At 73.4% G+C, this 26,846-nt stretch carries 25 protein-coding genes and 1 pseudogene; 12 read left to right on the top strand and 14 right to left on the bottom strand.

Annotated elements, in window-relative coordinates:
- Window positions 1-550: 550 nt before the first annotated feature.
- Window positions 551-670, bottom strand: a pseudogene (locus AMK31_RS42490) (ATP-binding protein); the annotation flags it as partial.
- 149 nt (window positions 671-819) lie between these two features.
- On the opposite strand from AMK31_RS42490, the gene AMK31_RS35385 reads away from it, so the two are divergent.
- Complete coding sequence (locus tag AMK31_RS35385; protein WP_073944852.1) at window positions 820-1,692, top strand: helix-turn-helix domain-containing protein; 873 nt, start codon at window positions 820-822, stop codon at window positions 1,690-1,692.
- On the top strand, window positions 1,689-1,901 hold the full coding sequence (locus tag AMK31_RS35380; protein ID WP_073944851.1) for a DUF397 domain-containing protein: 213 nt from the start codon (window positions 1,689-1,691) through the stop codon (window positions 1,899-1,901). Before AMK31_RS35385 ends, AMK31_RS35380 begins: the two co-directional genes overlap by 4 nt.
- Window positions 1,902-1,929: 28 nt before the next feature.
- Here AMK31_RS35380 and AMK31_RS35375 read toward each other — a convergent pair whose 3' ends face one another.
- The 5 genes from AMK31_RS35375 to AMK31_RS35355 form a co-directional block, all read right to left on the bottom strand.
- Entirely contained in the window at window positions 1,930-2,340 is a 411-nt protein-coding gene (locus tag AMK31_RS35375) for a PIN domain nuclease (protein ID WP_073944850.1), read from the bottom strand.
- A complete protein-coding gene (locus tag AMK31_RS35370) occupies window positions 2,337-2,555 on the bottom strand; it encodes a type II toxin-antitoxin system VapB family antitoxin (protein WP_073944849.1) in 219 nt (72 codons plus the stop codon). Before AMK31_RS35370 ends, AMK31_RS35375 begins: the two co-directional genes overlap by 4 nt.
- 175 nt (window positions 2,556-2,730) lie before the next feature.
- Window positions 2,731-3,096: a PH domain-containing protein gene (locus AMK31_RS35365; RefSeq protein WP_073944848.1), complete on the bottom strand. Its 366-nt coding sequence runs from the start codon at window positions 3,094-3,096 to the stop codon at window positions 2,731-2,733.
- 104 nt (window positions 3,097-3,200) lie between these two features.
- A complete protein-coding gene (metG, locus tag AMK31_RS35360; protein ID WP_073944847.1) occupies window positions 3,201-4,919 on the bottom strand; it encodes a methionine--tRNA ligase in 1,719 nt (572 codons plus the stop codon).
- A 135-nt stretch (window positions 4,920-5,054) separates the two neighbouring features.
- Window positions 5,055-6,911, bottom strand: coding sequence for a VWA domain-containing protein (locus AMK31_RS35355; protein ID WP_073944846.1), 1,857 nt, complete (start codon window positions 6,909-6,911; stop codon window positions 5,055-5,057).
- A 217-nt stretch (window positions 6,912-7,128) separates the two neighbouring features.
- On the opposite strand from AMK31_RS35355, the gene AMK31_RS35350 reads away from it, so the two are divergent.
- Entirely contained in the window at window positions 7,129-9,216 is a 2,088-nt protein-coding gene (locus AMK31_RS35350; RefSeq protein ID WP_198948643.1) for a PhoX family protein, read from the top strand.
- A 17-nt stretch (window positions 9,217-9,233) separates the two neighbouring features.
- On the opposite strand, the gene AMK31_RS35345 is transcribed toward AMK31_RS35350, so the two are convergent.
- The 3 genes from AMK31_RS35345 to AMK31_RS35335 all read right to left on the bottom strand — a co-directional run bounded on the left by AMK31_RS35345 (window position 9,234) and on the right by AMK31_RS35335 (window position 12,441).
- Window positions 9,234-11,174 carry an FUSC family protein gene (locus tag AMK31_RS35345; protein ID WP_073944845.1) on the bottom strand — a complete coding sequence of 647 codons (1,941 nt, stop codon included), beginning with the start codon at window positions 11,172-11,174 and terminating at the stop codon, window positions 9,234-9,236.
- A 90-nt stretch (window positions 11,175-11,264) separates the two neighbouring features.
- Window positions 11,265-11,609 (bottom strand): hypothetical protein, encoded by a 345-nt coding sequence (locus AMK31_RS35340; RefSeq protein ID WP_073944844.1) that lies wholly within the window; start codon window positions 11,607-11,609, stop codon window positions 11,265-11,267.
- 43 nt (window positions 11,610-11,652) lie between these two features.
- Window positions 11,653-12,441, bottom strand: coding sequence for an alpha/beta fold hydrolase (locus AMK31_RS35335; protein WP_073944843.1), 789 nt, complete (start codon window positions 12,439-12,441; stop codon window positions 11,653-11,655).
- 79 nt (window positions 12,442-12,520) lie between these two features.
- Here AMK31_RS35335 and AMK31_RS35330 point away from each other — a divergent pair, with 79 nt between their 5' ends.
- Window positions 12,521-13,894, top strand: a complete 1,374-nt coding sequence (locus AMK31_RS35330; protein ID WP_073944842.1) for an aminotransferase-like domain-containing protein — start codon at window positions 12,521-12,523, stop codon at window positions 13,892-13,894.
- On the opposite strand, the gene AMK31_RS35325 is transcribed toward AMK31_RS35330, so the two are convergent.
- Window positions 13,800-14,702, bottom strand: a complete 903-nt coding sequence (locus tag AMK31_RS35325) for a hypothetical protein (RefSeq protein WP_073944930.1) — start codon at window positions 14,700-14,702, stop codon at window positions 13,800-13,802. The genes AMK31_RS35330 and AMK31_RS35325 overlap by 95 nt on opposite strands.
- Before the next feature lie 303 nt (window positions 14,703-15,005).
- On the bottom strand, window positions 15,006-15,458 hold the full coding sequence (locus AMK31_RS35320) for a hypothetical protein (RefSeq protein WP_073944841.1): 453 nt from the start codon (window positions 15,456-15,458) through the stop codon (window positions 15,006-15,008).
- Window positions 15,459-15,607: 149 nt separating this feature from the next.
- Between AMK31_RS35320 and AMK31_RS35315 the strand changes: the two genes are divergently transcribed.
- Both AMK31_RS35315 and AMK31_RS35310 read left to right on the top strand, forming a co-directional pair.
- Window positions 15,608-16,819 (top strand): PP2C family protein-serine/threonine phosphatase, encoded by a 1,212-nt coding sequence (locus AMK31_RS35315; RefSeq protein WP_241842830.1) that lies wholly within the window; start codon window positions 15,608-15,610, stop codon window positions 16,817-16,819.
- Window positions 16,820-16,898: 79 nt separating this feature from the next.
- Window positions 16,899-17,963, top strand: a complete 1,065-nt coding sequence (locus AMK31_RS35310; protein WP_073944840.1) for a hypothetical protein — start codon at window positions 16,899-16,901, stop codon at window positions 17,961-17,963.
- Between the two features lie 28 nt (window positions 17,964-17,991).
- Here AMK31_RS35310 and AMK31_RS35305 read toward each other — a convergent pair whose 3' ends face one another.
- The gene (locus tag AMK31_RS35305) at window positions 17,992-19,338 is read right to left on the bottom strand and encodes a helix-turn-helix domain-containing protein (RefSeq protein WP_073944839.1); all 1,347 of its coding nucleotides are present in this window, start codon (window positions 19,336-19,338) and stop codon (window positions 17,992-17,994) included.
- Between the two features lie 134 nt (window positions 19,339-19,472).
- Between AMK31_RS35305 and AMK31_RS41165 the strand changes: the two genes are divergently transcribed.
- Together AMK31_RS41165 and AMK31_RS35300 are read left to right on the top strand one after the other, a co-directional pair.
- Complete coding sequence (locus AMK31_RS41165) at window positions 19,473-19,643, top strand: hypothetical protein (RefSeq protein ID WP_198948642.1); 171 nt, start codon at window positions 19,473-19,475, stop codon at window positions 19,641-19,643.
- A 100-nt stretch (window positions 19,644-19,743) separates the two neighbouring features.
- Window positions 19,744-20,469 carry a GAF and ANTAR domain-containing protein gene (locus AMK31_RS35300; RefSeq protein ID WP_073944838.1) on the top strand — a complete coding sequence of 242 codons (726 nt, stop codon included), beginning with the start codon at window positions 19,744-19,746 and terminating at the stop codon, window positions 20,467-20,469.
- 24 nt (window positions 20,470-20,493) lie between these two features.
- Here AMK31_RS35300 and AMK31_RS35295 read toward each other — a convergent pair whose 3' ends face one another.
- Entirely contained in the window at window positions 20,494-21,312 is an 819-nt protein-coding gene (locus AMK31_RS35295; RefSeq protein WP_107468818.1) for a hypothetical protein, read from the bottom strand.
- Between the two features lie 229 nt (window positions 21,313-21,541).
- On the opposite strand from AMK31_RS35295, the gene thrS reads away from it, so the two are divergent.
- The 4 genes from thrS to grpE all read left to right on the top strand — a co-directional run bounded on the left by thrS (window position 21,542) and on the right by grpE (window position 26,261).
- A complete protein-coding gene (gene thrS, locus AMK31_RS35290) occupies window positions 21,542-22,885 on the top strand; it encodes a threonine--tRNA ligase (protein WP_274535990.1) in 1,344 nt (447 codons plus the stop codon).
- A 27-nt stretch (window positions 22,886-22,912) separates the two neighbouring features.
- On the top strand, window positions 22,913-23,887 hold the full coding sequence (locus AMK31_RS35285) for a nucleoside hydrolase (protein WP_073944836.1): 975 nt from the start codon (window positions 22,913-22,915) through the stop codon (window positions 23,885-23,887).
- 195 nt (window positions 23,888-24,082) lie between these two features.
- Window positions 24,083-25,729, top strand: a complete 1,647-nt coding sequence (locus tag AMK31_RS35280) for a glycoside hydrolase family 13 protein (RefSeq protein ID WP_079187068.1) — start codon at window positions 24,083-24,085, stop codon at window positions 25,727-25,729.
- Window positions 25,730-25,811: 82 nt separating this feature from the next.
- Window positions 25,812-26,261, top strand: coding sequence for a nucleotide exchange factor GrpE (gene grpE, locus AMK31_RS35275; RefSeq protein ID WP_073944927.1), 450 nt, complete (start codon window positions 25,812-25,814; stop codon window positions 26,259-26,261).
- Between the two features lie 26 nt (window positions 26,262-26,287).
- Here the strand turns inward: grpE and AMK31_RS35270 are convergent, their stop codons facing one another.
- Complete coding sequence (locus AMK31_RS35270; RefSeq protein WP_241842829.1) at window positions 26,288-26,800, bottom strand: hypothetical protein; 513 nt, start codon at window positions 26,798-26,800, stop codon at window positions 26,288-26,290.
- Window positions 26,801-26,846 lie beyond the last annotated feature (46 nt).

The raw sequence follows: 26,846 nt of genomic DNA, 5'->3' as shown, positions 1-26,846 counted from the left end.
GACCGGAGTGCGGGGCGTCAGGGTCCGGTCGTGGGGTCTGTGGAGTCCGGGTGCCGGTCCGGCGTCCGCTGTGCTGTACTGGGAGACAGGTAGGGCCCCCGCCCGGACCGGTTATCCGTGCGGAGGCCCCGGCTCAGCAAGAGCGTGTCGGATGTCCCCGCCTTGTCAGGGGACATCCGGCTACTTGCTGAGCCACCAGAGCAGCCACCTCCTCGCGTGCCTCGCCGCCCGCTCCGGCAGGAGCCGGATCAGCCGCATGACGAGAGTCGGTTTCTGCTCCTTGTGACTTCCCATGTGGGTGGCGTCCTCCCTTCGACGTGAGGCGGCCTTACACAAGGTCCCGGGACCGCTCTCGTCGGGCCGGGCCCCGACGAGGGTGGGGCCCGGAGTGAAGGGAGGACGCACCCAACGGGTGCGTCACATCTCGATGCTATCGAGTGAACTCACTTGCTGTGACAGCTTGTTCACATGCGGTGCATGGTGCACTCCGCCCACACTGTCTTGCGTGGAGGCAGGCCCTGGGTCACTCCCCAGCGGTCGGCGAGGGCGGCAGTTGTTCCGTGGCGAGCAGGCGTGCGAGGCGGGCGCCCCGGGGTGTGGGGGACAGCAGAACGCTGAAGTCGCGGATGGGGCTGCCGGATTGGGGGAGTTGCCGATTCACGTCACTCAGCGTGGCTGGAAGCGCCTACCGTGGGGAGTGACGTCCTGGTTGCGTACGGTGACTGTCCGGTGCTTGTCCGGTGGTGTCCGGGCTTGTCGGGGCGGTGTGTACGGGTAGGGCGTGACTGGTACGAGGCGGTACGACGGAGGGGCGCGCGCATGTCGGTGGACGGCGAGGTTCGGCTCAGGACCGAGGCTGACGAGCCGGGATGGGAGGTGGACCCGGACGACGACTGGGGCGTCGCGGTCATCGCCACCGTGGGGCGGCAGCTGAGGCTGCGGAGGGAAGCGGTGGGGATGCAGGTCGCCGACTTCGCCAAGGCCGTCGGATACGGCGAGGACCTGGTCTACAAGATCGAGGGCGGGAAGCGGATTCCGCGGCAGGAGTACCTGGACAGGTCCGACGAGGTGCTGGACGCGGGCGGGCTGATCGCGGCGGCTTGGGAGGACGTCAAGAGGGTCCGGTATCCGAAGAAGGTGCGGGACTTGGCGAAGATGGAGGAGAAGGCGGTCGAGATCGGGGTGTACGTGTGCAGCAGCATCCCCGGTCTGTTGCAGACGCCCGAGCACGCGCGGGCACTGCTGCAATCGTGGCTGCCTGCCTACTCGCCTGAGGACTTGGAGCGACGTGTGGCCGCTCGGATGGCCCGCCAGTCGATCTACGAGCGCTCGCCCGCTCCCGCCCTCGCATTCGTCCTGGAAGAGGCGACGCTGCACCGCAGGGTTGGAGGCACAATGGTGCGGCGACAGCAGTTCGAACGTCTGCTGGAGATGGGGCGGTTGCCCAACGTCACGCTTCAGGTGATGCCGCTGGACAGCCCGCCGCACCCTGGTATGAGCGGGAGGATCGAGTTGCTCAAGTTCGAGGACGGCAGTGCTGTCGGGCGCTCCGATGGAGCGTTCAACGGTCGCCCGGTCTCGGACTTGAGGGAGCTGCGCATCCTTGAGCTGCGGTATGGAACCATCCGGGCTCAGGCTCTTCGCCCAGAAGAGTCGTTGGCCCTCATCGAACGACTGCTGGGAGAAACATGATCCGCAAGCTCACTGCCGGTGACGCCTCCGAGTTGGCGTGGTTCAAGAGCAGCTACAGTGACGGCCCCGACGGCGACTCCTGCGTCGAGGTGGCGGCCGGTCCCGGCACCGTCCACGTCCGCGACTCCAAGTACCGCGACGCCGGCCCCCGCCTCGCGCTTGGGCAGGAGGCGTGGGCGGACTTCGTAACGTACGCGTCGGGGAGCTGACGGGTTCGGGTGCCGCCCGGCTTCCGGCTCATCCCGTCCGGGGCTGTGCCCGGGTCATGGCCAGGCCGGGCCGGACCTTCGCCACGGCGGCGAAGTCGTCGTCCACGTGGACCAGGGTCAGGCGGTGATGTTCGGCGGTGAGCGCGATCAGGATGTCCATGGGCGAGGGCCCGCGATGGTGTCCGATGCGCACCAGATCTCTCTGTACGGCGATGATCTTCGGCCAGGGGTCATCGAGCGCCGGGACCCAGCCGAAGGTCTGGCCGAGCATGGTGAAGAACGGCTCGTAATCGCGGTCGGCTCGCAGCCCGGGCATCAACTCGGCCTCGACCGGTGGGCAGATGGCGACGAGACCTCGCGCCACGCGGTCGGGCCAGGGCGCACCGAGGTGGCCGCGCAGCAGTCTCCAGACGGCGGAAGTATCGGCGAGGTACGTCACAGCCCGGAGCGTTCCCGTTCTTCGAGGACGTCGAAGTCGAGGAACGCGTTGGCGTTCTCCTGGAGCCAGCGCAGCGCCCGGGCTCGGTCGTCCGCGCTGATCGCTGCCGCTATGGTCAGCGCGCGGTTGATGGTCTCCCGCTTGGTCTTGGTCCCGAGCTGCTGCTGAGCGAAGGCCAGCATGTCGTCGTCGATGTCGACGAGGGTCCTGGACATGTGACCTCCTGGCGGCCGGGCTGATATACGTTCTCAGTCAATATATCAACCCGAGTGGCGGCGTGCGTGAGGGTTGCAGGGTGGGCATGGAGCGCCGACTGTCCCTCCGGGGCATCTCCCGGAGGGACAGCGGCGGCCGGAGCTACCTGCGGTACGGGCGGTGTTCCAGGCTCGGCTACCGCGCCACGAACTGGGTGAGGATGGCCTGCACCTCGTAGATGTCGACGCCCTTGGTGAAGGTCTTGGTGATCGGCATCTGGCTGCCCGAGAGCCAGATCTTCAGCTCGGCGTCGAGGTCGAAGGTGCCGGCGGTCTCCACCGCGAAGTGGGTGATGCTGCGGTACGGGATGGAGTGGTACTCCACCTTCTTGCCGGTGATGCCCTGCTTGTCGACCAGGATCAGCCGTCGGTCGGTGAACAGGATGGTGTCACGGATCAGCAGGTAGGCGGCGTGCACCTGCTCCCCCTGGCCCAGCAGCCGGGCGTAGTCCTGCGCGGCCTGCGCCGGGTCGATCGCGTGCGCGTTACCGAAAAGAGCCATGAAAGTGGACCCCCCACTCGGATGTCACATGAAAGGACTTCATGTGATCTTGGCCAGGTATACCTGCTGAGTGGGGGGTCCGAAAAGAGTCGTCGGAGGAGCTGTTACGCGGCTGTTTCTCCGCCGAAGCGCTCCTTGTACGCGGCGAGGTCGTCGTCCGTGAGCTTGGCGAACATCACCGGCGGGACGGTGAAGGGGGTGCCGACCGGGACGAAGGACAGGGCCTTCGCCTCCTCCTCGGTCACCCAGGCCGCCGTGTCGTCGGCCAGCTCGAACGCGCCGCGCATGGCCGCCGAGGTCGCCGGGATGAACGGCTCGGACACCACCGCGTAGAGGTGGATGAGGTTCATCGCGGTACGGAGGGTGAGGGCGGCGCCGTCCTTGTCGGTCTTGATCTCCAGCCAGGGGGCCTTCTCCTCCAGGTAGGAGTTGCCCGCCGACCACAGGGCGCGGAGCGCCGCGGCGGCCTTGCGGAACTGGAGGGCCTCCATGTGCTCCTCGTACTCCGCCAGGAGCCGGGCGATCTCCTCGCCGAGGCGGGTCTCCGCCTCGCCGGGCTCGCCGCCCGCCGGGACCTCCTCGCCGAAGCGCTTCTTGGAGAAGGAGAGGACTCGGTTGACGAAGTTGCCCAGGGTGTCGGCCAGGTCCTTGTTCACCGTGGCGGTGAAGTGCTCCCAGGTGAAGGAGGAGTCGTCCGACTCGGGCGCGTTCGCGATGAGGAAGTAGCGCCAGTAGTCGGCGGGCAGGATCTCCAGTGCCTGGTCGGTGAAGACACCGCGCTTCTGCGAGGTGGAGAACTTGCCGCCGTAGTACGTCAGCCAGTTGAAGGCCTTGACGTAGTCGACCTTCTTCCACGGCTCGCGGACGCCCAGCTCGGTCGCCGGGAACATCACCGTGTGGAACGGGACGTTGTCCTTGGCCATGAACTCGGTGTAGCGGACCGTGTCGTCCGCCTCGTACCACCAGGACTTCCAGTCCCGGTTCTCCGGGTCCTGGTCCGCCCACTCCTTCGTCGCGCCGATGTACTCGATCGGGGCGTCGAACCAGACGTAGAAGACCTTGCCCTCCGCCGCCAGGTCCGGCCAGGTGTCCGCGGGGACCGGGACGCCCCAGTCCAGGTCACGGGTGATGGCGCGGTCGTGCAGGCCCTCGTTCAGCCACTTGCGGGCGATGGAGGAGGCCAGCTGCGGCCAGTCGTCCTCGTGGCGGGCCACCCAGGCCTCGACCTCGTGCTGGAGCTTGGACTGGAGGAGGAAGAGGTGCTTGGTCTCGCGGACCTCCAGGTCCGTGGAGCCGGAGATCGCCGAGCGCGGGTCGATCAGGTCGGTCGGGTCCAGGACGCGGGTGCAGTTCTCGCACTGGTCCCCGCGGGCCTTGTCGTAGCCGCAGTGGGGGCAGGTGCCCTCGACGTAGCGGTCCGGGAGGAAGCGGCCGTCGGTGGGGGAGTACACCTGCCGGATGGCGCGCTCCTCGATGAAGCCGTTCTCGTTCAGCTTGCGCGCGAAGTGCTGGGTGATCTCCACGTTCTGGGCGCTGGAGCTGCGGCCGAAGTAGTCGAACGCGAGTGCGAAGCCGTCGTAGACGGCCTTCTGGGCGTCGTGCGCCTGCGCGCAGAACTCGTCGACCGGCAGGCCCTGCTCCTTCGCGGCCAGCTCGGCGGGCGTGCCGTGCTCGTCCGTCGCGCAGATGTACAGGACGTCGTGACCGCGCTGGCGGAGGTACCGGGAGTACACGTCCGCCGGGAGCATGGACCCCACCATGTTGCCCAGGTGCTTGATCCCGTTGATGTACGGAAGGGCGCTGGTGATGAGGTGTCGAGCCATCGGGGGGCTGCTCCCAGGTCGGTGTTCTTGTCTGTTGCGAACCTTGAAATCGTAGCCGACATGGGTGGGCCGCCCGCTTCCCGTTTTGAGGGGTGGGAAGGGGCGGCCCTTCGGGCGTGAGGCCGAGGCGGGGTTCTACGGGCGCCAGCCCGCCAGTACGCCCTCGTACAGCTCGGCGTCCGTCAGCTCTCGCGGGGCCGGGCCCGCGTGGAAGAAGGACGCGTTGTCCGACTTCAGCTTGCGCAGGTAGTCGAAGGCCTTGTTGTCGTGCTCACCGAAGGCGACGAAGGCGAAGTGGATGTGCGGGTGGCTGCTCGCGGCGGCGGTCAGGGCCTGGGTCGCCGGGGTCTTCGCGTCCGGCGCGCCGTCGGTCTGGAAGATCACGAGGGCGGGGGTGTCCGGGCCGGCCGTCTTGTCGTGGTGCGCGAGGACGTCCTCGACGGCCACGTGGTAGCTGGTACGGCCCATGCGGCCCAGGGCGGCGTGCAGCTCGTCGATCTTGTTCTCGTGGTCGGAGAGGGTCAGCTCGCCGGTGCCGTCCAGCTCCGTGGAGAAGAACGTGACGTGGACCGTCGCCTCCGGGTCCACGTGGGCGGCGAGGGCGAGGGTCTGCTCCGCGAGGGCCTGGGCGGAGCCGTCCTTGTAGTACGGGCGCATGGAGGCCGAGCGGTCGAGAACGAGGTAGAGCTTCGCTCGGGTGCCGGTGAGGTCGGCTTTCTTGAGGGCGGTGCCGGCTGCCTTGTAGGCGGTGGTGAGGGCGGGGGCGCGGGACTTCAGGCGGGTGAGGGGGAGGGCGGGGGTGGGCTTGGTGTCGGCGGTTGCGGGTTCCGGTTCGGCCTCGGCTTCGCCTTCGGCCGTGGTGTTCCCACCCGCACCACCCGTGACGGATTCGTCGTCGGGTGCGGGTGGCCCCTGCGGGGCGGGCTCGCCGTCGGCGGCTGCGGGCTCGGGGGTGGCGGCCGGGGCCGGCTCCGCCGTGGCCTTGGGAGCGGGGGTCGGCTCGGGCTCCGCCGCAACGTCCGGGGCGGGGGTCGGCTCGGGCTCCGCCGGTGCTTCCGGCTCGGGGGTCGCCTCCGGCTCGGGGGTCGCCTCCGGCTCGGGGGTCGCCTCCGGCTCGGGGGTCGCCTCCGGCTCGGGGGTCGCCTCCGGCTCGGGGGTCGCTTCGGGGGCGGGGGTCGGTTCGGGCTCCGCCGGTGCTTCCGGCTCCGCCAGTGCCTCCGGCTCGTGGGCGATCGCCTCGGCGGTCGGCTCGGGGTTCGCCGACGCCTCCGGCTGCGGCTGGGGCTCCGGCTCCTGCTCGGCCTTCGGGGCTTCCTCTGCCTCAGGGGCCTCCGTCGCCACGGGCGCTTCCGCGACCGGCGTCTGCTCCTCGGCCTTCGGCGTCTCCACCGGCTCAGGCGCCTTCTCCGCCTCCGCCGTCTCCTCGGCCTGCGGCGACTTCTCGTCCGAGGTCTGCTCCTCGGCCTCCGCCGTCCCCTCGACCGAGGTCTGCTCCTCGGCCTCCGCCGTCCCCTCGACCGGAGTCTGCTCCTCGGCCTCCGCCGTCCCCTCGACCGGAGTCCGCTCCTCGGCCTTCGGCTTTTCCTCGGCCTTCGGCTTTTCCTCCGCCCCCGGCGTCTCCACCACCCCCGGCGTCTCCACCGGCCCCGGCGTCGTGTCCGCCCCCGCCGTCTCCTCCCCCTGCGTCGGCCTCGGGACCGTCACATTGTCGAAGGCCGCGGCGACGAGTTCGTGTTCCTCGTCGGCCGGGCGGGGGTCCGGGACTGTGGCGGCCGGGGTTTCCCGCGGGGCGGGGTTTTCCTGCTGTGCCGGGACGTCCTGGCGTGCCGGAGCTTCCTGCTGTGCCGGAGCTTCCCGCTCTGCCGGGGCAGATTCCTGGGCCGGCGGGGCCTCTGAGGTTGCCGGAGTTTCCTGGGTGGCACCCTCCGGCTCGGCCTGGCGTGGCTTGCGGGATCGGCCGAATGCGTTCCGCAGGAGAGTGAGAATGCCCATGTGCGCAACCCTTCGCGTGAGTTGTAGCCCGTCAATCCCTGGCCACGACGGACACGTAAGGTTAGCGGGCCCTGGTGGCGATCTTGAGGGGCGTCAAGGGCTCACTACAGCCACTGTGGGTTCACTCTCCGTTCACACGCTGGCCCCGCTCCCGCACAAACGTGCTCCTAGCGTCCGTGGCGCTGGAATCCAGGGGAAGTCAGGGGAGAACAGACAAGTGCGTCGTATCACGCTGCCCATCATCAGAACGTCGTCCGACTCGCATCCGGGTGGCAGGTCCGCTCTGACCTGCCGTTTCCGGTGTGGCGACGCCTGTTTCCACGAGGTGCCGAACACCACCGCCAACCCGTACGTCGGCGACGTCATCGCCTCCGCCCTCAGCCGCCGCTCCGTGATGCGTGCCGCCGCCGTCGTGACCGCGACCGCCGCCGCGGGTGCTGCCGTGGTGGCCGGTACGCCCACGCCCGCGAGTGCCGCCCCCGCGGCCGGCCTGCCCGCCAAGGACGCCTCCGGCGCCAAGGGCAGGGGCGCCCGCGGTCTGCGGTTCACCCCCGTCGCGCCGAACACCGCCGACGCCGTCACCGTCCCCGACGGCTACGCGCAGAACGTCGTCATCCGCTGGGGCGAGCCCATCCTGCGTGGTGCGCCCGCGTTCGACCCGGAGAAGCAGTCGGCGAAGGCGCAGGCCGGGCAGTTCGGGTACAACAACGACTTCCTCGCGCTGCTGCCGCTGCCGGGCGAGCGCGGGCGGCAGATCCTCGTCGCGAACCACGAGTACACCGACGAGGTGCTGATGTTCCGCGGCTACGACGCCGCCGACCCGACCCGCGAGCAGGTCGAGATCGCCTGGGCCGCCCACGGGCTCTCCGCGGTCGTCGTCGAGGGCGAGCGGCGGACCGGCAAGCTGGTCGCCGTGCCCCGGCACCCGCTGAACCGGCGTGTCACCGCCACCACCGAGTTCCGGCTGACCGGGCCCGCGGCGGGTTCGGATCTGCTGAAGACGTCCGCGGACCCGACCGGCACCAAGGTGCTCGGCACCCTGAACAACTGCTCCGGCGGCACCACCCCGTGGGGCACCACGCTGCACGGCGAGGAGAACTTCAACCAGTACTTCGCCAACGCGAGCCGTGCCACCGACAAGCGGTACGGGCTGGGTTCCGGCGCCACCGAGCGCAAGTGGGAGCGTTTCGACAAGCGGTTCGACGTGGCGCAGGAGCCGAACGAGCCGCACCGCTTCGGTTACGTCGTCGAGCTCGACCCGTACGACCCGGACTCCACGCCCCGCAAGCACACCGCGCTCGGCCGCTTCAAGCACGAGGGTGCGACGGTGCGGCTGACCGAGGACGGGCGGCCGGTCGTGTACTCCGGTGACGACGAGCGGTTCGACTACTTCTACAAGTTCGTCGGCAGCAAGCGGATGAGGAAGGGCTCGTCGCGGGCCGTGCGCGAGCACAACCTCTCGCTGCTCGACGAGGGCACGCTGTACGTCGCCAGGCTCACCGGCGACTCCCCGGCGATCGAGATCGACGGCACCGGCAAGCTGCCGTCCGACGGCGAGTTCGACGGCTCCGGCGAGTGGATCCCGCTGGCCACCGCGACCGCCGACGGCGCCGTCTCGCACGTGGAGGGCATGACCGCCGAAGAGGTGTTCGTCTTCACGCGGCTCGCCGGTGACAAGGTCGGCGCGACGAAGATGGACCGGCCCGAGGACATCGAGCCGAACCCGCACACCGGCAAGGTGTACGTGGCGCTCACCAACAACAGCAACCGGGGCAAGACGGGTTACGCCGCCGCCGACGAGGCGAACCCGCGCAACAGCAACAAGCACGGTCAGGTGCTGGAGCTGACCGAGCGCTGGAACCGCGCGGACAGCAGGAAGTTCGCCTGGTCGCTGTTCCTCGTCGCCGGTGACCCGAACGACCCGGCCACGTACTTCGCCGGGTTCCCGAAGGACAAGGTCAGCCCGATCTCCTGCCCGGACAACGTGGCCTTCGACCCGCACGGCAACCTGTGGATCTCCACGGACGGCGCGCAGCTCGGCTCGCACGACGGGCTGTTCGGCGTGGCGACGCGGGGTGACCGGCGCGGTGAGCTGAAGCAGTTCGCGACCATGCCGAACGGGGCGGAGACGTGCGGGCCTGTGATCCAGGACCGGCGGGTGCTGGTGGCCGTGCAGCACCCGGGTGAGATCGACGGGGCGAGCGTCGAGAAGCCGGCGTCGGCCTGGCCCGACGGGCCCGGGAAGATCGTGCGGCCCGCCGTCGTGGCCGTGTGGCGCGAGGACGGGGCCGACATCGGCGTCTGATCCGGCCGGCCGGATCCTCAGTGCGGCGACGCGATCGCTCGCGCCGCCGCCACTTCCTGGCGTACCGGCTCCAGGACGCTGCCCGGCGGGCCGGTGAGGTCGGTGCGGACGGCGTACAGGGTTTCGGCCTCCCGTACGCCGTCCGCGAGTTCCCTCAGTTGCAGGGCGACCTGCGTGACCTCGGCCGCGGACGGTGCCGCCGCGCCCTGTTTCACCCGGACGCGGGCCGCCGTCGTCGCGTCGACGATGCGTTCCACCGCCACCACCAGGGGCCACCAGGCCGCAGCCAGGCGGCCGGTCGGCGGCGGCTCGGTCAGGGCGCGCTGGAACTCGGTGCGGATGGCGGAGAGATCGCGGTAGAGGCGGCGGCGCATCCGGGCGCGGTCCGCCGGCTCCGCCCCCGGGCGGAACGCGCATTCGACGTAGTGCGCGGTGTCCGCGACCGCGTCCGCGAGGCGGTCGCCGACCCGGGTGTGCCAGCTCTCCGGCCAGAGCAGATAGCCCGCGACGAGCGCGATCGCGCAGCCGATGAGGGAGTCCACGAGGCGGGGCAGCAGCAGGGCGGTGCCCTCGCGGTTGAGGATGTCGGAGAGGAGCAGGATCACCGGGGTGATGGTGGCCGTCTGATAGCCGTAGCTCCTGGGGGTGAGGGCCGGGATCAGCGGGGCCAGGAGCAGTATGACCGGTACGTCCCACCAGCCGCGCGGTACTTCGGCGAGGACGGCGGCGGCGACGACCAGCCCGGCGACCGTGCCGAGGGCGCGCAGCAGGGCGCGGGAGAAGACCGAGCCGAAGTCGGGCTTGAGGACGAAGGTGATGGTCAGGGCGATCCAGTAGGAGCGGGGGACCGGGACGGTCGACACCAGGACCTGCGCGATGCCGATGCACAGCGCGAGGCGCAGGCCGTAGCGCCAGGACGCGGCGGACAGCAGGACGCCGCGGGCGGCGCGGGCGGCGCGGACGCGCAGGACGGCGGGCCGGCCGAGGGGGTCGGGGGTGCCGGTGGGGTCGATGTCGGGGGTGGCGACCACGTCGGCGGCGTGGCGCAGGGCCTGGTCGACGGCGCGGCCCGTCTCCGTCAGCGGCAGCGGCAGGCGGAGCCCTATCGGTCCGCTGTAGCCGGTTTCGACCGCTTCGGCGAGGTGCCGGGCGGACTGCGGCACCTCGGGCGGGAGCGGGACGCCGGCCAGGTGGGCCGCGGGGGCCGCCTCGACGACCGGGGTGACCGCGTTCAACTGGGCGAGCAGACGGGTCAGTTCGCGGCTGCGGCTGTGGTAGCGGGAGCGGTGGGCGAGGACGACGTCGTACGTCTGGTTGAGGGCCTGGGTGGCGGCGTGCCGGGCCTCGTCGTACGTCCCGGTGTCGGCGCCGCACGCGGCGAGCAGGTCGGCGACGGCCCGGTAGGCGCGCGCGACGGCGGTGCGTTCGGGCACTCCGGAGCGCAGCGGCCAGGACAGCAGGGCGAGGGCGAGGACGAGGAGTCCGCCGCCGGTCATCAGCAGCGGGGCCAGCCACCAGGGGCCGGGCATGGGCAGGCCCGCGCCGACCACGGCGTTGAGCAGCAGGAGCAGTCCGGAGACGGAGGCGACGGCGCCGATCGTCGAGATCATCCCGGAGACCAGCGCGACGGCGGTGAGGACGGCGACGGCGAGCCAGCCGTGCCCGTAGGTGAGGGAGCCGAGGGTGACGCCGACGGCGCCGAACAGCTGAGGGACGGCGATGTTCAGGATGCGCAGGTGGTAGGCGTCGGCGGTGTCGCCGATGACACCGGAGAGGGCGCCCATGGAGGCGAGGGCGCCGTACGTGGGTTCGCCGGCCGCGAGTCCGACGGCGAGCGGGAGCGCCATCGCGACGGCGGCCCTGGCCATGGCGGGCCGGTTGACGGGGGCCCGCTGGGGTCGGAGGTTCCGGACCAGCCAGTCGGGAGGGGTGAGGCCGATGCGGAACTCTCGGGGCATGCGCCCATTATGGGCGCCTTGTGCGGGTCGGCACCGGCAGCCAGGGCAGGAACGCCGGCAGCGGCCCGGAGCACCAGACCGCCGCCGTCCTCAGCGGAACTCCCGGACGACCTCGATACGGCCGACGATGTGCGCGTTGAACTCCTCCAGCTCCTCGGCCGGCACCCAGAGTTCGAGGATGGTCTCGCCGCCCGCCTGGCGGACCGGGTAGCGCTCCAGGAAGGCGGAGTCGACCTCGAAGCGTGTGACGTAACCGGCGCCGGAGGCGGGGACGTTCCAGTCCCGCGCGATGCGGACGGCGTAGTCCTCGTTCAGGACCGGGTAGAAGATCGGCTGCTCGGGCAGGCGCGGCGGCCAGGCCGTCCAGCCGGAGGCCTCCACGAGGGCCAGCTCCTCCGGGCCCGTGGGGCGCCACAGGGTCGTCGTCTCGCGCATGAACGGTGACGGTAGCCGGGGGGCCACCGCCGCCACCAGGGGATTACGGCGCGATCCGGGCCAGGAAGGCGGCCAGCGCCTCGTTGAACTCGGCCGGCCGTTCCAGGTTCGGCATGTGGGCCGCGCCCTCGACGACCCGCAGGGTGGAGTCGGGGAGCAGGGCGTGCAGGGACTCGGCGACGGGGACGGGGGTGTACTCGTCGTCCTCGCCGACCACCACCAGGGCCGGGACCGCGATCCGGGTCAGCACGGGCCGGTAGTCGGGGCGTCCGGCGCGGCCGCGCAGGGCCGCCGCGGCGCCCTCGGGCGGGGTGGCCGTCATCATGCCGTGCACATGGGACCGCACGGCCGGGTCGGCGTACGGGGCGACCATCTTGTGCAGGACCTCGTCGGCGTAGCCCCGCATGCCCTCGCGCAGCAGCCGGTCGGCCATGGCGTTGCGGGCGCGCCTGCCCTCCGGGGTCTCGGGTTCGGCGAAGGTGTCGGCGAGGACGAGGCCGCGGACGCGGTGGCCGAAGCGGGCGCAGCACTCCATGGCGATCTGGCCGCCCATGGAGAGGCCCGCGAGCACGAAGGTGTCCACTCCCAGTTCGTCGAGCAGGGCCTCGACGTCCTCGGCGAAGGCGGAGAGCGGGGTGACGCCGGGGACCACGGGGGAGGCGCCGTAGCCGCGCAGGTCCGGGGCGATGACGCGGCGGCTCGGGGCGAACGCCTCGATCTGCGGGGCCCACATGGTGTGGTCGAAGGGGTGGCCGTGGACGAGGACGAGCGGCACGCCGGTAGCGGAAGCGGTATCGGTGCCTTTGTCCTCGTATGCGAGGAAGGGGCTCATGGCTTCGACCGTACGGGCCGCCAACTCCTCGGTGCAATAGGATCTTTGCCCTCGGTGCAATGCCAACGAGGGGGCTTACATGGACGATTACCTGCGGCTCGCCGACCGCGTCGCCGCCGACATCGCCTCCGGCCGGCTCCGGCCGGGCCAGCGGCTGCTCCCGCAGCGGACGTTCGCCCGCCGGTGCGGGGTCGCCGCCTCCACGGCGGGCCGGGTCTACGGCGAACTGGTACGGCGCGGCCTCGTCGTCGGCGAGGTCGGCCGCGGCACCTTCGTCCGGGCCACCCCGCCCGAGACCGCCGACGCCCGCGCCCTCACCGAGCCGACGGCCACCGCTCCCCCCGGCCGGGAGCCCGCCGGCCACCCGCCCGTCACCCCCGTCAACCTGGAGCTGAACTACCCTTCCGCCCCCGGCCAGTCCGAGCTGCTGGCCCCCGCCCTGGCCGCCCTCCTCGACCCGGCCTCCCTCACCGACGCGCTGCGCCCGGCCCCCGCCACCGGCACGTCCGGCGCCCGCGCGGCCGTGGCGGAACTGCTCGGCGTTCCCGGCCACCGGCCCGCCCCGGGGCAGGTGCTGTTCACCGGGAACGGCCGTCAGGCCATCGCCGCCGCGCTGGCCTCGCTGGTCCGCCCCGGTGGCCGGGTGGGTGTGGAGACGCTCACGTATCCGCTGGTCAAGGAGATCGCGGGGCGGCTCGGCATCACCCTCGTCGCGCTCGACACGGACGCCGAGGGACCGCTTCCGCGGTCCGTCGCCGCCGCGCACCGCAGCGCCCCGCTCTCCGCCCTCTACCTCCAGCCGGCCCTGCACAACCCGACCTCGCGGACGATGCCCGAGCCGCGCCGGCGGGCCGTCGCGCGCGTCGTCACCGACCTGGGCATCCCGGTCGTGGAGGACCGCGTCTGGTCCTTCCTGCGGCCCGAGACCCCGCTCGCCGCCCTCGCCCCCGCCCTCACGCACGTCGTCGACGGACTGTCCAAGCGGGTCGCGCCCGGTCTCACCGCCGGTTTCCTCGTCGTACCGCCGGAGCGGGTGCCGGCCGTGGCCGCCGCGATCCGGTCCGGCGGCTGGAGCGCGGGCCGGTTCGCGCTGGACGCGGCGGTGCGGTGGATCGAGGACGGCACGGTGGCCCGGCTGGTGGCCGCCAAGCGGGCGGACGCGGCACGCAGGCAGCGGCTGCTCGCCGCCTGTCTGCCCGGATTCGCCGTACGGTCCGACCCGCACGCCTACTACGCCTGGTGGGAGCTGCCCGCGCCGTGGCGGGCCGACACGTTCACCGCGGCCGCCGCCGCACACGGCATCGCCGTCACCCCGGGCCGCGCCTTCGCCGTGGACCCGGCGCACACCCCGGACGCGGTCAGGCTCGGGCTCGCGTCGGCTCCGCCGGCCGATCTGGAGCGGGCGCTGCGGACACTCGCCGACGTCGCCCGGCGGGGCCGTAGCGGCCGCTGAGCCAGGCCGCCGCGGCGACCGCGAGGCCGATCGCGCACAGCAGCCAGGAGACCGTGCGCAGCGGGGTGGTGAGGGCGTCGTAGACGGCGCCGACGGCCGGGCGGTGCGACACGGCGGGCAGGCCGGCGAGGGTCAGCTGCCGGCCCACGGCGACCGCGAGGGCGAGCAGTGCGCCGCCGAGGGCGCTGCCGAGCGCGGTCGCGGTGACGGCGCGGCGGCGGCAGGCGGCGACGGCGATCCCGGTGACGGCGAACACCGCGGACGCGCAGGGCAGCCAGAACCCGGCGACTTCGAGCACGTCGTACCCCTTGCGCAGCCGGTCGGCGTCCGACGCGGGCAGCACGGCCACCTCGGTGGGCCCGACGGGGATCCGGTCCGCCAACGCCAGGTTCCGGTCGGCGAGGTGGCGTCTGACCTCGGCGGCGACCGGGGCGACATCGACGGTGACCGGGCCCTCGCCGTCCTGGCGTACGGCGTGCAGCAGCGCGGTGTGCGTGACCCGGTTCGCGGCGTCCCAGCCCGCGCGGAAGGCGTCGGTGCGGGTGAACGAGCGCAACGCGTCGTGCACGAACGGGCCCATGACGGCCCGTGACGGCGGGCTCAGCTCGTCCATCACCTCCGCCTCGACGGTGTCCACGACGGCTTCCCGCACCGCCGGGTCGGCGGCGAGCGGCCCCATCGTGCGCACGTACCGGCCGGTGTCCGTCAGTCCGTACGCCGCCCAGGCCGCCAGCACGCCGAACGGCAGCGCGCAGCAGGCCAGGGCGATGAGCACGGCCGCCAGGCCGTCTCGTACGCGGGGCGGAATACGGGGGGACACACCTCAAGGCAACGGCGTACGCGCGGCCCGCGCGAGCCCGGTAAGGCCGTATGGCGGCGTGCGGCGCCCGGCGCGGCGGCGCCTCACACACCGTCGGAACTGCGGTTTCGGCGCTCAAGTGGAGGGCTCACCCGAACGGGTGTTTCCTGGTGCTGTCGACACACTTGCTTTCAGACCTCGTCGGACGACCGGGAGCGATCGCGAACGGTTTCCCGTCGTCCAGGCGAGTGGAGGGATGAGGGAGACGCGCGGGTCCCGGTCGCCATGCCGGGGTCCGCGCGCCGTCGTGGGTCAGCCGGTGCGCCGGCCTTCCGCGTCCTCGTGGGTGTAGTAGCGGTAGAACAGCACCGCGAACATGACCAGCCCGATCCACGCGCCCATGCCGACGGAAGCCCACATGCTGGCGCCGGTCTGCGCGTACAGGAAGCCGAACGCACAGCCCGAGAACACCGCCCACAGCAGCGCGTGCACTTCCCGCTGCAGGTGCGGGCCCGCCGCTCGGACGGCCATGTACAGCACGGTGAAGGCGAGCGCCGACGCGAAGCCGAGCAGCACGTTCCAGCCGGTGATGGGACCCCCGGACCGGTCGTTGGCGGCCACCCAGTAGCCGTAGACGAGGCCGAGGCTCACGGGCCAGGCCCAGCTCGCGATCCGGTGGGTGCGCGCCGAGAACACATCGGGCAGGCGGGTTTCGCGGGTGGTGACGCCGGTGGTCCGCCGGGGGACCGGTGCAGCGTGAGCCATGGGAGGACTCCTCTCTCCTCGCCCCTGACTTCCAGGGCACACCTGGCCGACAGCACCGGCAACTCGGCAGGTCACGCACCGTGTCCGGGCCGGGCCGCGGGGGCGGGGACCGGATGCGCGGCGCCCGGCCCCGTGCTTCGCTGGGGGCCATGGAGCCCGTGAGCGCGCGCGACGGCCGCGGCGGTGTCCGGCGTCTGCGCGAGCGCTATCCACGTGCCGCGCGCCCCGACGTGCTGGACCGGCAGCAGCTGCTCCGGGTACGCGGGCACAGTGTGGCGTGGGTGCCGCCGCTGCTGCTGCTCGTGACCATCGCGGTGATCGACGTGTACACCGGCGAGGACTTCCGGATCGTCTCCTGGATCGTGCTGGTGCCCGGGATCGCCGCCACCATCTGCGGAGTGTGGGGCACGGCCGTGTTCGCGGTGCTGTCCGTCGTGACGTACGCCGTCGTGGACGGCCTGTGGCCGGACGCCTACCAGGCCGGGCTGCCCGACTTCATCCTGGTCGCCGTGGGCGGTGTCCTCGCCACCCTGGCCTGCGCGGTCCGCGTGCGCGGGCAGGAGCACATGCTGAGGATGCGGTACATCACCGAGACCATCCGCCGGACCGTGCTGCGTCCGCTGCCGCCGGTGTGGGGCGGCCTGGAGCACGCCGCGGTGTACCTGCCCGCCGACGTGGAGGCGAGGGTGGGCGGCGACTTCTACGACATCCAGCCCGGCCCGAACGGCACCCGTGTCCTCGTCGGCGACGTCCAGGGCAAGGGCCTCGGCGCGGTGGAGACGGCGGCGGCGCTGCTCGGCACGTTCCGCGAGGCCGGGTACCACGAGGCGGACCTGCGGACGGTGGCCGAGCGGCTGGAGACCCGGATGTTCCGGCACCGGGGCCACACCGTCGCCGTGGGCCGCGCCGGGGAGAGCGACCGGTTCGCCACCGCCCTCCTCCTCGGCTTCCACGAGGACGCCCCCGGCACCGTCGACATCGTGAACTTCGGCCACGAGCCCCCGCTGGTCGCCGGCCCGCACGGCGTCCGCACCCTGCCGCCCGGCGACCGCCTCCCCCTCGGCCTCGGTGAACTCGCCGCCGGGAGCGCCCGCCCGCCGTCCGTGCGCCGCTTCCCCCTCGCCCCCGGCGAGACCGTGCTCCTCACCACCGACGGCGTCACCGAGGCCCGCGACGACGGCGGAGCGTTCTACCCGCTCGCCGACGCGGTGGCGGGCGTGCTCGCCGCCGATCCCCGCATGGCCGGTCCCCGGCGGCTGGTGGCGTACGTCCGGGACGCGGTGCTGCGGCACAGCGGCGGCCGGCTGGAGGACGACACGACGATCTTCGCGGTCCGGCGGGCGGAGAGCGCCGGGCTGTGAAGACGCCCGCGCGGCCCCCCGGGCCCGCGATTACCGGTTACGGTGCTTTGCGTACGTGATCGACAGGGGGAGGGACCGAATGCCCGGAACCGTGCTGCTGCTCGCCGCGTCGCCCGTGGGCAGGGGGCGGCTGGTGGACGCCGCGGCCGTGCTCCCCGTGCTCGCGGCCGTCGACCCGGCCGTGCTGGCCGGCGCCGACACCGCCAACGTCGTCGAACTCGCCGACCCGCTGGAGCCGCAGGCCGTCCTCACCCGGCTGCGCGCCGCCGCCGGGGCACCGGGCCCGCTCACCGTCTACGTCACCGGCCAGCTCCAGCTCGACCGCCGCCAGCGCCTGCCCCACCTGGCGCTCGCCCGCACCACCCCGGCCACGGTCCGCTACACCGCCTTCCCCTGGCACTGGTTCCGCGAGGAGCTGCGGCTGCGCGCCCCCGGCGACACCACCGTCATCGTCGACCTGCACGCCGACGCGGACACCTGGGAGCTGCTGCGCACGACCCCGCTCGACACGGGCCGCACCAGCGCGGTCTACGGCCGGATCGCCCCGCCGCCGGGCCGCCGTGACACCCCCGCCGCCCCGGCCTACATGAAGGCGCTCGCGACGATACTGCGCAGCGGCCACCGCCCGCCGCTGGGTCAGCTGCACGAGCAGGCCCTGCTGCGCACCGGCGGCACCGGCGACCTCGTCCTCACCGCCGCCCCGCCCGTCACCGCGAACGACCCGCACGCCGCGATCACCGCCGCCGTGCAGTCGGGCCGGCACGCCCACGCCGACACGCTCGCCGCGCAGTGGGAGCAGGCCGCCGTACGGGCGCACGGGGCGGGCTCGGAGGAGGCGCTGCACTGGGCGGAGGTACGGGCCGACCTGGCGATGTTCGCCGGTGACCCGGCGCGCAGCTGCCGCACCTGGCTGGCCGTGGCCGCCGCCCGGCTGGCCGCCGGACAGGCCGTGGACGCGCCCGCCGTCGAGTCGGCGGTGGACCGGGCGCACCACCAGTGGGGGCAGGTCACGGAACCGGACCGGGTCCGCGAACTGGGCATCGCCCTGGCCGGGTTGCGCGCACGGGTGCCGGGGCGCAGGGAGGGCGCGCTGGAACACGTCCAGCGCAAGCTGCGCCGCCTGGAGCCGCAGCCGCAGCCCTGACGGCCTTGGCGGGCCCTGGCGTGGCTCCTCAGCCGAGAGGGGGCTGGGCGGGGGCCGGGCCGAGGGTGGTGGTGCCGGGGGCCGTGCGGTGGCCGAGGCCGGTGCGGTAGGCGTCGAGGGCGGCCTCCACCCGGCCGGTGCGGCGGAGCAGGTCACCGAGGAGACGGCACAGGTCGGCGAGGTCGCCGGCCGCGCCCGCGCGCTCCAGCAGGCTGAGCGCGCGGACGTAGTGCTCCTCGGCGGTGTCGGTGTCGCGGGCGGACTCGGCGATCCGGCCGAGGAGACGGTGGGCGGCCGCGGCGTGCACGGCGCCGCGCTCGGAGGAGAGGTCCCCGAGGACGTCGTGCAGGAGGGCGGCGGCCTCCTCGGACTTGCCGCGGCGGTGCAGCACGTCGGCGAGTTCGACGGCGACCTGGCTGCTGTAGAGGGCGGCGCGCTTGGCGGAGAGCATGGTCTGGGCGGCCCGCAGCTCGGACTCGGCGTGCTCCAGGTCGCCGTTCTGGGCGTGGACGTAGCCGCGCATCCAGTGGCAGTTGGCCAGCTCGGTGCGGATCTGGAGCTGGCGGTACAGCTCGGCCGCCTTGGCGAGGGAGGCGTCGGCCTCGGCGATACGGCCCTCGGCGAGCAGGGTGCGGGCCACCGAGCGGTGCATCCGGGCGACCAGGGCGGGGTCGGCGGCCCGCGGGGCGAGGGCGAGGGCGAACTCGGCGGCCTGGGCGGCGCGGGCGTGGGCGCCCATGTCCATGTAGGGGCCGATGACACTGGCGTACAGCAGCAGCAGCGCGTCGGGGTCGTGGAGGCCGCCCCGGTTGAGCTCGTCGAGAGTCGTCTCCAGCAGGTAGACGGCGTAGCGGAGCTCACCGGCGAGGTAGTGGGCGACGGCCCGGCCGCGCAGGGCGGGGACGCGGGCGGGCAGCGGGGCGCCGGCGAGCGCCTGCTCGGCGTGCTCGAAGTGCCGGCGGGCGGCGCCGAGGTCGCCGGTGTCGAGAGCGCATTCGCCGAGGCCGAGCAGGGCGGTGTACCGGGCGTCGGCGAGGCCGTGCGTCTCCGCCTCGGTGAGCAGGGCGGCGTACTGGCGGGCGGCCTCCTCGGCGTCCCCGGTGGCGAGGGTGCGCTGGGCCTCGGTGAGGCGGAGCCGCAGGTCGGTGGCGAGGTGGGCGGGGCGGCCGGTGGCCAGCTCGTCGAAGGCGACGCCGAGCCGGCCGGCGAGGTGCCGCAGGGCCTCGTCGGAGGGGCGGACGCGGCCGGACTCCAGGGTGGAGATGTAGGCGGGCGTGTAGACGGGCTCCGCCAGCTGCCGCTGGGTCAGACCGCGTTCCCGTCGTAACCGCTGCACCCTGCGCCCGATGGTCTCCGGGTCGTCGCGCTCCGCCATGCGCTCATGATGCCAGCGCCAACTGGCAAGACGGCTCTTCCCGTTGAAGTCCGCACCCCCTAGGTTGGAAGAACGTAACCGGAGAAGTTAAGCCCGCTTAATCGTTCGCTTGCTTTGCGAGGTCTGCCGTGCCCGTGTCCGCGCCCGCACGTCTCACCCCCCAGGCCGCCCGGCGCTACGCCAGGGCCCTCGCCGCCGCGGTCATCGCCGCGACCGCCTTGATCACGGCGGCGAACGCGGGACCGGCACAGGCGGCGGAGCCGGAGCGCGGGGTGGCCGTGGACGGGGCGCCCCGAACGCCCTGACGCAGCCGGGCCCCGGCGTGGCCGAAACGGTCGTTTCGGGACACCCCGGTCGGGTAGTCGGGCCACGTCCCCGGTTCACCACCGTGAAAGGGGGTCGGACGTGCGGCCCAGGGAAGAGCGGGACGGGGCGTGGGCCGCCGACGTGATCGCGGAGTCGGTGCGCGGCGTCGGCCCCGGCGACCTGCCGCGCCGGCTGTGCCAGGTCGCGACCCGGGTGCTGCCGGTGGACTGCGCCAGCGTCTCGCTGTGCGGCGGCCGGATGCCGGTGCCGCTGAGCGCCGGGGACGACCGGGCCGCCGACCTCATGGAGATCCAGGCCACCCTGGGAGAGGGGCCCTGCCTGGACGCCGCCCGCAGCGGCCGGCCCGTGCTGGCCGCCGACCTGACCTCGGCCGCGAACGCCGGCCGCTGGCCCGTCTTCGCCCAGCAGGCGACCGCGGCGGGCGTACGGGCGGTGTACGCGCTGCCGCTGGGTGACGGGGCCGGCTGCGTCGGCACCCTCGACCTGTACCGGGACGCCCCGGGCACCCTCACGGCCCGCGAACTGCACATCGCGCACCTCGTGGCCAAGGTCATGACCGTCGCGCTCACCGCCCTGCCCTGCGGCGACGAGTACGGCGGCCGGGCCGACGGCACCTGGCTGTCCGACCTGGCCGACGGCCACGACCAGGTCTTCCAGGCCGTCGGCATGATCATGGCCCGCCTCGGCATCGGTTCCGACGAGGCGCTGTCCCTGCTCCGCGCCCGGGCCTTCGCCCACGGCCGCACCGTCCTGGACCTCGCCCACGAACTGGTCGCCCAGCGCAAGCCGTTCGACTTCGAATAGCCGCCCCCGCCCGCGAGCGGCGCGTCACACCTGCACCCGCCCGTGCCTGCGCACCTCCCCCAGCCGCTCGGCGCCCAGTTCCGTCACCCCGGTCGTGACCTCGGGGGAAACGTCGCCCAGGCCGCCGTTGGTCAGGGTGAGGGCGTCGTCGCCGACGCGGACGGCCACGGCGTGCAGGGTGAGGGTGACCGGTTCGCCCTCGTACTCGATGGTCACGGTGAGCCGCAGGGCCTGGCGGGCGTCCCCGACCTCCGGGAGCGGGGCGCCGTTCACCGCCACCCGCTGCTCGGTGCCGGACGCGGTGGTGGCGGAGAACCCGGCGCACTTGCCGGGCAGCGTCCGCATCCAGGCGAGGGTGCGGTCGACCTCCGCCGGGCGCTGGGCGGTGACCTGGTAGCGCAGCTGGGAGCCGCTGGACCAGTCGTCCAGGGCGACGACCGCCCGCGCGGGCGCGCCCAGCAGCTCGTCGGCGTAGAGCGCGTCGAGCAGGCGCTGGCAGTCCGGGTCGGTGCCCTGGGCGGCCCGTGTCTTGAGGAAGGCGTCCCGCCAGGTCGCCGCGCCCTTGGTGGGGGTCCAGGGCTCCCCGAGGTCCGTCGCGCCGATGAGCGCCTCCCGGGCCTGGGCGTCGGTCAGCGCGGGGGCGGTCGCCGGGGCCGGGGACCGGGCGGGGGCGGCGGACGAGGCGGCCCGCGAGGACGCGGAGGGCGTGGCCGGTCCGCGCGGCTCCGCCTCCACCTTGATCGCGGAGCAGGCGGCGGCACCGAGCAGGGCCGCCGCGGCGAGGGCGCAGGCGGTGAGGCGGGTTCCGGTCCGGGCGGGTGACGAGGGCAGCGATCGGGGCATCGAGGGGGACTCCAGGGGCTTCGGAGCGGGGGCTGTGGCGACGGGGTACGTCCACGGCATCACTGCCCGCGACGGGTCACCAGCGCGCCGGGCCGTCCGGGTGATCATGCGCGGCCGCCGGGAGAAAACGCCTCGCGCCCGCGCGCCGGCCCCCGCTACCGTCGGGTCCGTGAAGCGCGCCATCCCGTCCTGGACGACGACGCCGGAGAGTGTCCCGGCGCGCTGACGGCTGATCAGATGTCCGAAGCCCCGGGGTGAGCGCCCCGGGGCTTCGTCGTGCGGTGCTCACCTCGCAACCGAGAGGGCTTCGAAGCGAGAGGAGACCGCGATGACCTCGTACGACCACCGACGACTCGGCCGCGAACTGGGCGTCTTCGACACCGATCCGCTGATGGGCGCCGGGCTGCCGTACTGGCTGCCCGACGGGGCCGTCGTACGGCACACCCTGGAGGAGTACGTCAGGGAGGCCGAACGGGCCGCCGGGTACCGGCACGTGTACTCGCCGGTGCTCGGCAAGCGGGAGCTGTACGAGATCTCCGGGCACTGGGACCACTACAGCGAGGACATGTTCCCGCCCATGGAGCTGGGCGCCGAGCAGATCGTGCTGCGGCCCAGCCTGTGCCCGCACCACGCGCTCATCTACCGCTCCCGCTCGCACAGCTACCGGGAACTCCCGTTCCGCATCGCCGAGTTGGGCGGCATGTACCGCTCCGAGCTGTCGGGGGTGCTCGGCGGGCTGACCCGCGTCCGGGCCATCCAGCTCAACGACGCCCACATCTTCTGCACCCTCGACCAGGCCGTGGCGGAGGCCCGCGACGCCCTCGCCCTCATCCGCCGCGCCTACGCCGACCTCGGCATCCGGGCCGCCCGCTTCCGGCTCTCCCTGCCCGGCGAGGGCGGCAAGTACGTCGCCGACCCGGAGCTGTGGCGCCGGGCGACCGCGCTGCTGCGGGAGGTGCTGGAGTCGGCCGGGGTGGCCTACGAGGCCGTGCCGGGCGAGGCCGCCTTCTACGGGCCCAAGATCGATGTGCAGGTCGTGGACGGCGCCGGACGCGAGTCCACCCTCTCCACCGTCCAGATCGACTTCCACCAGCCCGAACGCTTCGACCTGCACTACATCGGCGCCGACGGCGGCAGGCACCGGCCGGTCATGGTGCACCGCAGCGTCATCGGCAGCGTCGAGCGGGCCGTCGCGCACCTGATGGAGCAGCACGGCGGCGCCTTCCCGGCGTGGCTCGCGCCCGTGCAGCTCGTCGTGCTGCCGGTCGCCGAGGCGCAGGAGGCGGCGGCGGGAGAGATCGTGGAACGGGCCGTACGGCTGGGGCTGCGGGCCGAGCTGCGCGGGCCCGGGCAGGGCAGCCTCGGCGCGCGGATCCGGGCGGCGCGGCTCGTGCCGTACCAGGCGGTGGTCGGCGAGCGGGAGGCCGGCGGCGGACTGGCCGCCGTACGGCTGCGGGACGGGCGGCGGCCCGGGGTCCTGCCGGCCGACGCCCTGCTGGGGCGCGTCGCGGAGCGGGTCGCCGCGCGCGGCACCGCGCTGTGGGAGGCCGCGGGGAGCGGGGAGTCCGCATAGGGTTCGTCGCAGACGGAAGGAGTGCCCGTGACCGGCCGGCCCATCCCCGTGATCATCGACTGCGACACCGGCGTCGACGACGCCCTGGCCCTCCTGTTCGCCGTCCGGCACCCGGGGCTCGACCTGCGCGCGGTCACCTGTGTCGCCGGGAACACCGGGGTGGACGGGGTCGTGCGCAACACCCTCACCGTGCTGGAGCAGGCCGGCGCCCCCGGGATCCCCGTCGCGCGGGGCGCCGAGCGGCCGCTGGTCGAGCCGCCGCGTTCGGCACGGCACGTGCACGGCGAGGACGGGATGGGCGACCTCGGTCTGCCCGCCCCCGCCCGCGCCCCGGCCGACGTGGACGCGGTCACCCTGCTCCGCCGCGAGATCCTCGCCTCGCCCCGCCCGGTCACGCTGATCCCCACCGCCCCGCTCACCAACATCGCCCTCCTGCTGCGCACCCACCCGGACGTCACCCGCAACATCGAGCGGATCGTGTTCATGGGCGGCGCGGTGGCCTGCGGGAACGCGACGCCGGTCGCCGAGTTCAACGTGTGGCACGACCCGGAGGCGGCGGCGGTGCTGCTCACCGCCGGGGTGCCGATCACCATGTACGGACTCGACGTGTTCACCCGGGTCGTCGTCCCCGGCCCCGACGTCCGGCGGCTGCGGGCGAGCACCGAGCCCGGCGCCCGGCTGGCCGGCGAACTCCTCGCCCACCGCCCGGCCACCCCCGACGCCGACCCGGCCGACCCGGGCGGCGGCCTCGGCGACGCGGGCGCGGTGTGCGCGGTCGCCGACCCGGCCGGCCTCACCACGCGTCTGCTGCCGGTCGAGGTCTCCCTCGCCCCGGGGCCGGCCCGCGGCCAGACCGTCGTCGACCGTCGCCCCCGCCCCGGCGAGGCCGAGATCCACGGCGAGGGCCGCGCACCGGGCCTGGTGGACGTGGCCCTGGACGTGGACGTGGACCGGTACGTGAAGTTGTGGCTGGCGACGGTGGAAGGGCCGGCAGGGGCCTGACGGTTCGTCGGCGGAACGCCGCACGACGACAGAGCGCCATCCGGCGACAGAACGCCCTGCGACAACAAGGGCATCACATCATCTGACAATCCGTCCGGTAACCCGCTGCGGCGCAAGGAATGTTCGCTTTTCCGGCGATCTGGACAGTCATTGCACTGTCACCCGCATCACCCGCAATGCCGCGAAGGAGACCGCGTGCTCGACCTCTCCTCCCAGAACCCCGACTGGTGGCGCCAGGCCGTCATCTACCAGGTCTACCCCCGCAGCTTCGCCGACGCCGACGGCGACGGACTCGGCGACCTCAAGGGCATCACCCAGCGGCTCACCCATCTCGCCGCGCTCGGCGTCGACGCGCTGTGGCTGAGCCCGTTCTATCCGTCCGAGCTGGCCGACGGCGGCTACGACGTCGCCGACTACCGGGACGTCGACCCGCGCCTCGGCAGCCTCGACGACTTCGACGCGATGGCCGCCGAGGCGCACCGGCTGGGCCTGAAGGTCATCGTCGACCTCGTCCCCAACCACAGTTCCCACCGGCACGTGTGGTTCCAGGAGGCGCTGCGCGCCGGGCCCGGCTCGGCCGCCCGCGACCGGTACGTGTTCCGGGACGGACGCGGCCCCGGCGGGGAACTGCCGCCCACCGACTGGCAGTCCGTGTTCGGCGGCAGCGCCTGGCAGCGCGTCCCCGACGGACAGTGGTACCTGCACCTGTTCGCCCCCGAACAGCCCGACCTCAACTGGGAGAACGAGGAGGTCCGCGCCGACTTCCGCACCACCCTGAAGTTCTGGTCCGACCGGGGCGTCGACGGCTTCCGCGTCGACGTCGCGCACGCCCTCGCCAAGGACCTGAGCGAGCCGCTGCGCGACCTCGGGGCGCCCGAGCTGAGCGACGAGGAGTACCTGACCGAGTTCGCCCCCGGCACCCACCCCTTCTTCGACCGCGACGAGGTCCACGAGATCTACCGCGACTGGCGCAAGATCCTCGACGCCTACTCCCCGCCCCGCATGGCCGTCGCCGAGGCCTGGGTGCCGGGCCCCCGCCGGGTGCTGTACGCCCGGCCGGACGAACTCGGCCAGGCCTTCAACTTCGAGTACCTGAAGACCCGCTGGGACGCCGGCGAACTGCGCCGCGTCATCACCGACTCGCTCGCCACCGCCCGCGCCGCCGGGGCCTCCGCCACCTGGGTGCTGTCCAACCACGACGTCGTACGGCACGCCTCACGGCTGGTCCTGCCGCCCGGCACCGACCTCGACGCCTGGCTGCTGTCCGGCGGCAGCGCCCCGGCCGTCGACCCCGCCGCCGGGCTGCGCCGCGCCCGCGCCGCGACCCTGCTGATGCTGGCGCTGCCCGGGTCGTCGTACCTCTACCAGGGCGAGGAACTGGGCCTGCCCGAGGTCGCCGACCTGCCCACCGCCGTCCTCCAGGACCCGATCTGGGAGCAGACCGGCCACGTCCGCAAGGGCCGCGACGGCTGCCGGGTGCCGCTTCCGTGGACCACCACCGGCCCGTCGTACGGCTTCGGCGCGGGCGGCGCCTGGCTGCCGCAGCCGGACGTCTTCGCGCGCTACGCCGTCGAGGCGCAGGACGGGGTCGAGGGCTCGACCCTGGAGCTGTACCGGCTGGCGCTGAAGCTGCGCCGGAAGCTGCTGGAGGGCGAGGAGCTGACCTGGCGGGAGGACACCCCGGACGGTGTGCTGGCGTTCGACCGCAGCGAGGGCTGGCGGTGCGTGGCCAACCTGTCCGGCGCGCCCGTGCCGCTGCCGCCCGGCGAGCTGCTGCTGAGCAGCACGCCGCTCGACGAGGAGGGGGTGCTCCCGCCGGACACCACGGTCTGGCTCGGGTAGGGCGGGACACCCCCCGGGGCTTGACAGGCCCGGCCGTGCGGGCCTACCCAAGGCGTGTAGGCGAGTGCACGGGCAGGCCGAGATGGAGCACAGCCGGTCTCAGGGATGGGAACGCCTGGTCGCCGAGGTCGCGGAGCGGACCGCCGACCTCAAACGGGTCCAGGCCGAGTACGCCCGTTACCGCGAGCGGGTCCGGCGCGACCGGCTCGCGGTGCGGGAGATCGCCGTCGCGAACGTGCTGCGCGGGCTGCTGCCTGTGCTGGACGTCGTCGACGCGGCCCGCGCCCAGGAGCCGGCCACGCCGGGCCTGACGGAGATCGCCGGGGTGCTGTACGCCCAGGTGGGCGGGCTGGGGCTGGTGGCGTTCGGGGAGGTGGGCGAGCCGTTCGACCCGGTGTGCCACGAGGCGCTGGTCCACCACGTCTCCCCGACCGCCGCACGCCCTGTCTGCACGGCGGTCCTGCGCCCCGGCTACCGGGTCGGCGACGTCCTGCTCCGCCCGGCCGCCGTGGAGGTCACGGGCCCGGCGTAGGGCGCCGTGCGGGTCGCGGCCGTGGGTCAGTAGCGCAGGGCGCGGCTCACCTCGGTCTTCACGTTCCCGCTCAGGTCCCGGTTGCTGCGGGCCGTGCCGGAGCGGGTCTCGCCGGCCGGCACGTCGTTGACGGTCACCACGACCGTGTCGAGGAAGTTGCCCCCCTGGTCGTTGTACGTGACCTGCACGGCGAAGGACTTGGCCGAGCCGGCGGTGTTCCGCACGGTGACCTCGACCGCGGCCCGTCCGTCACGGTCGGTCGTGGGTTTGCCGAGCGTCACGTCCTTCTTGACGTCGACGCCGCCGGTGATGTCGTCGAACCGCTGCTGCACCTCGGCGGTGGCCGACTCCACCGCCTCGCCGGCCCGGGAAGCGGCGGACTCCGCCGCCGAGGCGGCGCTGCCGACCGGGTTCTGCGGATTGCTCTCCTCGTCGGCGCAGCCGGTGAGCGCGAGGGCCGTGGCCGCCGCGGCGGCCGTGAGCGCGGCCCAGGTCCTGCGGTGACGGGCCATGGTGCCTCCCAGGGTGCGGGTCTTCATTCCAGTGAAGGCCCGACCGGGTGACGACGCACTCCGGGCCGTGCGG

It is taken from the genome of Streptomyces sp. TSRI0107 (genome assembly GCF_001905845.1).
Classification (GTDB): Bacteria; Actinomycetota; Actinomycetes; order Streptomycetales; family Streptomycetaceae; genus Streptomyces.
The sequence above is the reverse complement of the archived record's forward strand: the minus strand, read 5'-3'. Positions and strand labels throughout refer to the sequence as shown.

Excerpts from the sequence above, each read along its gene's own strand:
- AMK31_RS35370 (WP_073944849.1), bottom strand. The coding sequence starts at position 2,555 with ATGTCCAGGACCCTCGTCGACATCGACGACGACATGCTGGCCTTCGCT.
- AMK31_RS35355 (WP_073944846.1), bottom strand. The coding sequence starts at position 6,911 with ATGGGCATTCTCACTCTCCTGCGGAACGCATTCGGCCGATCCCGCAAG.
- AMK31_RS35310 (WP_073944840.1), top strand. The coding sequence starts at position 16,899 with ATGCCCGGAACCGTGCTGCTGCTCGCCGCGTCGCCCGTGGGCAGGGGG.
- AMK31_RS35380 (WP_073944851.1), top strand. The coding sequence starts at position 1,689 with ATGATCCGCAAGCTCACTGCCGGTGACGCCTCCGAGTTGGCGTGGTTC.
- AMK31_RS35335 (WP_073944843.1), bottom strand. The coding sequence starts at position 12,441 with ATGAGCCCCTTCCTCGCATACGAGGACAAAGGCACCGATACCGCTTCC.
- AMK31_RS35365 (WP_073944848.1), bottom strand. The coding sequence starts at position 3,096 with ATGGCTCTTTTCGGTAACGCGCACGCGATCGACCCGGCGCAGGCCGCG.
- AMK31_RS35295 (WP_107468818.1), bottom strand. The coding sequence starts at position 21,312 with ATGCCCCGATCGCTGCCCTCGTCACCCGCCCGGACCGGAACCCGCCTC.
- AMK31_RS35315 (WP_241842830.1), top strand. The coding sequence starts at position 15,608 with ATGGAGCCCGTGAGCGCGCGCGACGGCCGCGGCGGTGTCCGGCGTCTG.
- metG (WP_073944847.1), bottom strand. The coding sequence starts at position 4,919 with ATGGCTCGACACCTCATCACCAGCGCCCTTCCGTACATCAACGGGATC.
- AMK31_RS35270 (WP_241842829.1), bottom strand. The coding sequence starts at position 26,800 with ATGAAGACCCGCACCCTGGGAGGCACCATGGCCCGTCACCGCAGGACC.
- AMK31_RS35330 (WP_073944842.1), top strand. The coding sequence starts at position 12,521 with ATGGACGATTACCTGCGGCTCGCCGACCGCGTCGCCGCCGACATCGCC.
- AMK31_RS35340 (WP_073944844.1), bottom strand. The coding sequence starts at position 11,609 with ATGCGCGAGACGACGACCCTGTGGCGCCCCACGGGCCCGGAGGAGCTG.
- AMK31_RS35385 (WP_073944852.1), top strand. The coding sequence starts at position 820 with ATGTCGGTGGACGGCGAGGTTCGGCTCAGGACCGAGGCTGACGAGCCG.
- AMK31_RS35345 (WP_073944845.1), bottom strand. The coding sequence starts at position 11,174 with ATGCCCCGAGAGTTCCGCATCGGCCTCACCCCTCCCGACTGGCTGGTC.
- AMK31_RS35305 (WP_073944839.1), bottom strand. The coding sequence starts at position 19,338 with ATGGCGGAGCGCGACGACCCGGAGACCATCGGGCGCAGGGTGCAGCGG.
- AMK31_RS35320 (WP_073944841.1), bottom strand. The coding sequence starts at position 15,458 with ATGGCTCACGCTGCACCGGTCCCCCGGCGGACCACCGGCGTCACCACC.
- grpE (WP_073944927.1), top strand. The coding sequence starts at position 25,812 with ATGGAGCACAGCCGGTCTCAGGGATGGGAACGCCTGGTCGCCGAGGTC.